Below are 5,937 nucleotides of genomic sequence, written 5' to 3'. Positions count from 1 at the left end.
GCCACCCAGCAGCTGCCCCCCGTCGGTGGTCGCCGCCGCCGCGTCGGCCCACCCGCCCCGCCCGGGGCGAGGGGACCCCGCGTCCCGGCACCGGCCCCACCCGACGAGCTCGACCAGCCCACCGAGCTCATCCCCCCGCTCGCCGGCGCGACCGGCGGGCAGGAGACCGGCGCCGAGCAGCACGGGGCGACGTCCGACGAGCACCCGGACCGGCGTTCCCCCGACCACGACGGCGAACCGGACGTCGAACCGGAGGTGGACGGCAGCGAAGCCGTGGACAACCGGAAGGCACCACCCCGGCGGGAGAGCGCCGGCCGGGTCGTCGCCCGCTCCGTCGGCGAACTGATGCTCACCGCCGGCATGGTCGTCCTGCTGTTCGTCGTCTACGAGGTCTTCGTCACCGACTGGTTCGCGGCGCGGAACCGCGCGCAGGCCGAGGTGGAGTTGCAGGAGCGCTGGGCCGCGGGGGAGAACGAACGCGGCGAGGCGGTGCCCGTCCTCGAAGGTGACACCTTCGCGCAACTGTTCATCCCGTCGTTCGGGCCGGACTACCACATGCCGATCGTCGAGGGCACCTCCGACAGCCACCTCCAGATCGGAGTCGGGCACTACGTCAACACCGCCATGCCAGGAGAGGTCGGCAACTTCTCCATCGCCGGACACCGGGACGGCTGGGGTTCCCCCTTCAACAACCTCGACCGGCTGCGCAGCTGCGACTCCCTCGTCGTCGAGGACCGGGACAACTGGTACGTCTACCGGGTGCTCCCGATGGAGGACGAGCTCGCGGACTGGGAGGCCACCCGCGCGGAGCGCCCGGAGTGCGTCGACGTGCCCTCGCTCCTCCAGCAGGACGTGGAAGGCGGCGGCATCTACGGCGGCGTGGTGGGCCGGCACATCGTCGACCCCAGTCAGGGTGAGGTCATCCTCCCGGTGCCCAGCAACAGGGAAGCGGACATCACCGTCCCCGAGGCACGGCCGCTCATCACCCTGACCACCTGTCACCCGAGGTACTCCGACCGGCAGCGGATGATCATCCACGGACTGTTGACCGCGCAGTACCCCAAGGAAGGCGAGGGCGCCGGCCCTCCGCCCGAGCTGTCCCAGTCCTAGGAGGCATCGGTGTACGGCTGGATCTGGCGGCACCTGCCCGGGCCCTTCGCGGTCCGGCTGGTGTTGGCACTCGTGCTCGTGGCGGGTGTCTCCGCGCTGCTGCTCTTCGTCGTGTTCCCGTGGGTCGAGCCCCAACTGCCGTGGAACAACGTCGACGTCCCCGCGGACGGCAACACGGTCGGTTGAGCCGTGCCGGACGGTCGCCGGCTGGGCTAGCCTGTCCCCGTGCGCGTTCTCGTCGTCGACAACTACGACAGCTTCGTCTACAACCTCGTCCAGTACCTGGCGCAACTCGACGTCGACTGCGTCGTGCGCCGGAACGACGAGGTCGAGTGGGCGGAGCTCACGCGCGTGGACGGGGTGCTGCTCAGCCCCGGCCCCGGCACCCCCGAACGGGCCGGTGCCAGCATGGAGGTGGTCCGCCGCGCGGCGGACGCCCGGCTCCCGCTGCTCGGCGTCTGCCTCGGCCACCAGGCCATCGGCGCGGTGTGGGGCGCCGTCATCGAACGCGCTCCGGAACTGCTGCACGGCAAGACGAGCGAGGTGCACCACGAGGGCCTCGGTGTGCTCGCCGGCCTCCCCCGGCCCTTCACCGCGACCCGCTACCATTCCCTGACCGTCAGGCCGAGCACCGTGCCGGCCGAGTTCGAGGTCACCGGACGCACCGCGAGCGGCGTCGTCATGGCCATGCGCCACCGCGAGCTCCCCGTGGAAGGTGTCCAGTTCCACCCCGAGTCGGTGCTCACCGACGGCGGCCACCGGATGCTCGCGAACTGGCTCCGCCACTGCGGCCACCAGGTGCCGGAGGGCACGGTGCTCGACCTCGAACAGGGGATGCGCGCGGTCGCCCTCGCCGCCCGCACGTAGGCGCGTCCCGCCGCCCCAGCCCACCGCGAGGCCGGTGCGCCTCCCGTCCGCGACGGGTGGAGTCCGGCGGCGCACCGCCGACGTCGCGAGGACCAGCCCGCCCCGTGTCGGGGCGCCCCGCCGGCCGATCACCCCGGAGGGGGGTCCGGAGCGGGTTCGTCCTCCGGTCGCGGTCGAGGAACGGCCGCCGCCCTGCGCTGTCGGATCGTGGTGGCGATGGAGAACCTGATCGCGTCCGCCAGTTCGCGCGCCGCGCTCGGCGTCAGGCCCACCCGGCTCCCGGCGGGCGAGGTGAGCCGTACCTGCACCGCGTCCGCCTCCACGGTGAACAGCTCCTCAGCGCCCCAGGCGTCCCAGCAGGTCACGTCGGCGTGAAAGCGACCGTCGTACTCGACCATCCCAGACACCTCCCACCTCCTCGGCACCCACGGCACCTCGTGCCGGCGGATCCAGCGTCACCGCCGAGGCTGATGAACGCAACGTGGAGGCAGCCGGGGAAAGCCGCCCGGCCGGGGGAGGGAGCGGGGAGGGCGAACAACGCGAACGGTGCAGGGCTCTCGCGGTCGGTGACGACATCGGATCCCGGCGCCCGTGCGCCGTGAACGGAACCGGTCGCGCCACGAGCCCTCGACCCGGTTGTGGCCCACCGGTCAGGGCTCCGCCACCGCCCGGGGTCGGCCGAACTGGGCAGCACCGCCCATGTCACCCGGTGGTGGGTCATCCGGTCGCCCGAGGGCGCCCCGGCTCAGCGGACCCCACGCAGGCTCGCCCGCCAGGCGGTGCGCAGCGGGTGGGTGTCGTAGACGATCCGCAGTTCGGCGATCGACCAGTCCTCGGCGAACGTCAGCACGTCCACGCAGTCGAAGGAGGTGGGTTGGCCGTCCGGAAGCCGCCAGTCGTACCGGAAACGCACCGCCGCCCGGCGCATGTCGGCGACCGACACGAACACGTCCAACGGGGTCACCGCCGACCGCTGCGTCGCGGCCGCGAGTTCGGGGTAGAACTCCCGGGCGGGGATGCGGCCGGTCATCGGCGAGCTGACCACGCCATCGTCCGAGAACAGCGCAAGCACGCCGGTCACGTCTCCGGCCGCCAACCGGCTCAGGTAACGGTCCGTCGTGCCCCGCACGTGGTCCTGGGCGGAGCTGTCCATGACCACCAGCGTACGGGACCGGCAGGCTCCGCACGGAAGGCCGACGGCCCCGCCCGGCGGTCTCAGCCCGACGGGAACACGCTGAACGAACCCACCTGGACCTGGACGCTCTGGTTCCGGCCGAGGGTCGCTCCCGGGGACGGGGACTGGCTGACGATCTGGCCGTCCTGCTCCAGGTTGTCCACCGGAACCTCGGTCTGCTCCAGGGAACCCGTCCAGCCGTCCGACTCCAACGCCTCCTGGGCCTCGTCCACCGTCATGCCGGCCAGGTCCGTCATCGTGAGCTGGTCGCCCTCGGACACGTCGAGCGTGATCGTCGCCCCCGGGTCGACCTTCGACCCCGAATCGGGAGACTGGGCCACCACCTCGCCCGCCGGCTGGCTGCCGCTGACGTTCCGCCGCGACACCTCGAAACCGAGGCTGTTCAACAGGCTCTCCGCCGAGTCGAACTGCTGCCCGACGACCGAGGGCACGGTCGACTGCTCCCGTTCCCGACCCAAGGTGATGGACACCGACGTCCCCACCGGGACGGGACCGGAACCCGCGGCGGGCGTCTGCGCGACCACCCGGTCCACCAGGTTCGGGTCCGAGGTCGGCTCATAGCTGTAGGCCGGGTCGAGGTCCAGGCCGTGCTCCTCCAGCCGCCGTTTGGCTTCGTCCGAGGTCAGGCCGCTGAGTTCGGGGACCTCGACGCTGTCGGGACCGGTGCTCACCCAGTAGGCGACCGTGTCGCCCTCCCGCACCTCCGAGCCGAGATCCGGTTCGGAGCGGATCACCATCCCCTCCTCGACCTCGTCGGACGCCTCCTCGTGCTCCTCACCGACGAGCCCGAGCTCCTCCAGCTCCGCAGCCGCCTCCTCGGCCGTGAGACCCACGAGGTCGGGAACACTCACCACGGCCGGTTCGTCGACCCCCGGGGCGGGGTCCGAGGGCTGCTGGTCGCCGAGCAGGCCACTCGCCCACCACGCGCCGAGGCCCAACACCACCACGCACAGCACCGTCACGAGCGCCGCGGTCCAGCCCTTGCGCCGCCGCCGGCGGCGCTCCTCCTCCTCGGCGAGCTCGTCGTAGTCGTCGTCCTCGTCCGACCGGTGCCGCCCACCCTCCGCGCCCTCGTCGGCGCCCATCATGGAGGTGCGTTCCTCGTCGGTCATCACCATCGGGGCGGAGGGACGCTGACCAGAGAGCACCCGGACCAGGTCGGTGCGCATCTCGGCGGCGGACTGGTACCGGTTCGCCGGGTTCTTGCTCATCGCCTTGAGGACGATGGCGTCCAGGGCGGCGGAAACCCGCGAGTTCACCTCGGAGGGCCGCCTCGGGTCCTCCCGCACGTGCTGGTAGGCCACCGCGACCGGCGAGTCGCCGGTGAACGGGGGCTCGCCGGTGAGCAGCTCGAAGAGAACGCAGCCGGCCGCGTACACGTCGCTGCGGGCGTCGACCGCCTCGCCCCGCGCCTGCTCCGGCGAGAGGTACTGGGCGGTGCCGATCACCGCGGCCGTCTGGGTGACCGCCGCCTGGCCGTCGTGCAGCGCCCGGGCGATACCGAAGTCCATCACCTTGACCGCGCCGGACTTCGTGATCATGATGTTCGCCGGCTTGACGTCACGGTGGATGATGCCGTGCCGGTGGCTGAAGTCGAGCGCCGCGCAGGCGTCCGCCATGACCTCCATGGCCCGGCGGTTGGACAGCGGTCCGTCGCCCTTGACCATGTCCCGCAGGGTCCGGCCGTCGACGTACTCCATCACGATGTAGGGGAGCGGACCGTACTCGGTCTCGGTCTCCCCGGTGTCGTACACCGCCACGATCGCGGGGTGGTTGAGCGCCGCCGCGTTCTGCGCCTCCCGGCGGAAACGGAGCTGGAACGTCGGGTCCCTGGCCAGGTCGGCACGCAGCACCTTCACGGCCACGTCCCTGCTGAGGCGGACGTCCCGGCCCTGGTGGACCTCGGACATGCCTCCGTAACCGAGCGTTCCGCCCAGTTCGTAGCGGTTGGAGAGCAGGCGCTGCGTGCTCATTACTACGTCGTCCCGATCCTCGTCAACGGTCGTCTCATGATGCCTGCCCGACGGCCGGCGCCGAACCCCTGCCGCTCCTCGGGAGTGGCGGGCCGGCTGGCGCGGACCCGACCGCGTGGGGCGTGCCCCGCCCCTACTCCTGCGTGCACCACACCTCGACCTCGGTTCCGACCGGCACCTCGCCCTGGGCCGGAACAACCAGGTCGACCAAACAGTGTGCCGGGTCCTTCGGCGTACCCTCGTCCTCCTCCGTGCGCAGACGAGGTTCAAGCCCCTGTTCACGGAGCGCGTCGGCCACCACGTCGGCTGACCTCCCGAGCAACTCGCGGGAGTCGACCATCACCACCGGCGTCCGTTCCGGCGAACCATCGCCGGCGGGACCGTCGGTGGGGCGGGTGTCACCCGGGTACCGCTGTTGACCGGGAACCTCACTGAACTCCTCTTCCGTGTCCGTCCTCTCCCCCGGCGTGTCGTGGGATGTCGGCTCCTGATTCTGCCCGAGGATGCGGGTCACGCCCCACACCGATACCGCGACCGCGGCCACGAGCAGGAGCACCACCGTCACCCACAGTGCCGTCCGCCCCCCGCCTGGGGGAGGGGTGCCGTGGCCCGGCCCCGGATAGGCGGCCTGATGACCGGCGCCGATCGGTGGTAGCGGACCCCCGGTCACGACACCGGCTGGTTGCGGCGGCATCCCGGCCGGGACGCTCGGTACCGGGCCGGTCGTGGCCACCCTCGGAACCCCGAGCTGCGGAGCCAGTCCTGACGGCGGCGGCAGTGGCCGGCCAGCCC

General features: G+C 72.0%; 6 protein-coding genes and 1 pseudogene. 3 read left to right on the top strand and 4 right to left on the bottom strand.

The window, feature by feature from the left end; all coding sequences use genetic code 11:
- The 3 genes from ACTIDRAF_RS29835 to ACTIDRAF_RS0219130 all read left to right on the top strand — a co-directional run.
- On the top strand, positions 1–1,110 hold a 1,110-nt coding region (locus ACTIDRAF_RS29835), incomplete at its 5' end, for a class E sortase (RefSeq protein ID WP_016700337.1).
- Between the two features lie 9 nt (positions 1,111–1,119).
- Positions 1,120–1,296, top strand: a complete 177-nt coding sequence (locus ACTIDRAF_RS34265) for a hypothetical protein (RefSeq protein ID WP_016700336.1) — start codon at positions 1,120–1,122, stop codon at positions 1,294–1,296.
- A gap of 39 nt (positions 1,297–1,335) precedes the next feature.
- On the top strand, positions 1,336–1,977 hold the full coding sequence (locus tag ACTIDRAF_RS0219130; protein WP_016700335.1) for an aminodeoxychorismate/anthranilate synthase component II: 642 nt from the start codon (positions 1,336–1,338) through the stop codon (positions 1,975–1,977).
- A gap of 128 nt (positions 1,978–2,105) precedes the next feature.
- Here ACTIDRAF_RS0219130 and ACTIDRAF_RS0219125 read toward each other — a convergent pair whose 3' ends face one another.
- The 4 genes and pseudogenes from ACTIDRAF_RS0219125 to ACTIDRAF_RS0219110 form a co-directional block, all read right to left on the bottom strand.
- On the bottom strand, positions 2,106–2,384 hold the full coding sequence (locus tag ACTIDRAF_RS0219125) for a hypothetical protein (RefSeq protein ID WP_157163141.1): 279 nt from the start codon (positions 2,382–2,384) through the stop codon (positions 2,106–2,108).
- A gap of 338 nt (positions 2,385–2,722) precedes the next feature.
- Positions 2,723–3,130, bottom strand: a complete 408-nt coding sequence (locus ACTIDRAF_RS29830) for a nuclear transport factor 2 family protein (protein ID WP_052168891.1) — start codon at positions 3,128–3,130, stop codon at positions 2,723–2,725.
- A 62-nt stretch (positions 3,131–3,192) separates the two neighbouring features.
- Positions 3,193–5,145, bottom strand: coding sequence for a Stk1 family PASTA domain-containing Ser/Thr kinase (gene pknB / locus ACTIDRAF_RS0219115; protein ID WP_016700332.1), 1,953 nt, complete (start codon positions 5,143–5,145; stop codon positions 3,193–3,195).
- A gap of 133 nt (positions 5,146–5,278) precedes the next feature.
- Positions 5,279–5,937 (bottom strand): annotated as a pseudogene (locus tag ACTIDRAF_RS0219110) (hypothetical protein); the annotation flags it as partial.

The organism is Actinoalloteichus spitiensis RMV-1378 (assembly GCF_000239155.1).
GTDB lineage: Bacteria > Actinomycetota > Actinomycetes > Mycobacteriales > Pseudonocardiaceae > Actinoalloteichus_B > Actinoalloteichus_B spitiensis.
The sequence above is the reverse complement of the archived record's forward strand: the minus strand, read 5'-3'. Positions and strand labels throughout refer to the sequence as shown.

Excerpts from the sequence above, each read along its gene's own strand:
- ACTIDRAF_RS29830 (WP_052168891.1), bottom strand. The coding sequence starts at position 3,130 with ATGGACAGCTCCGCCCAGGACCACGTGCGGGGCACGACGGACCGTTAC.
- pknB (WP_016700332.1), bottom strand. The coding sequence starts at position 5,145 with ATGAGCACGCAGCGCCTGCTCTCCAACCGCTACGAACTGGGCGGAACG.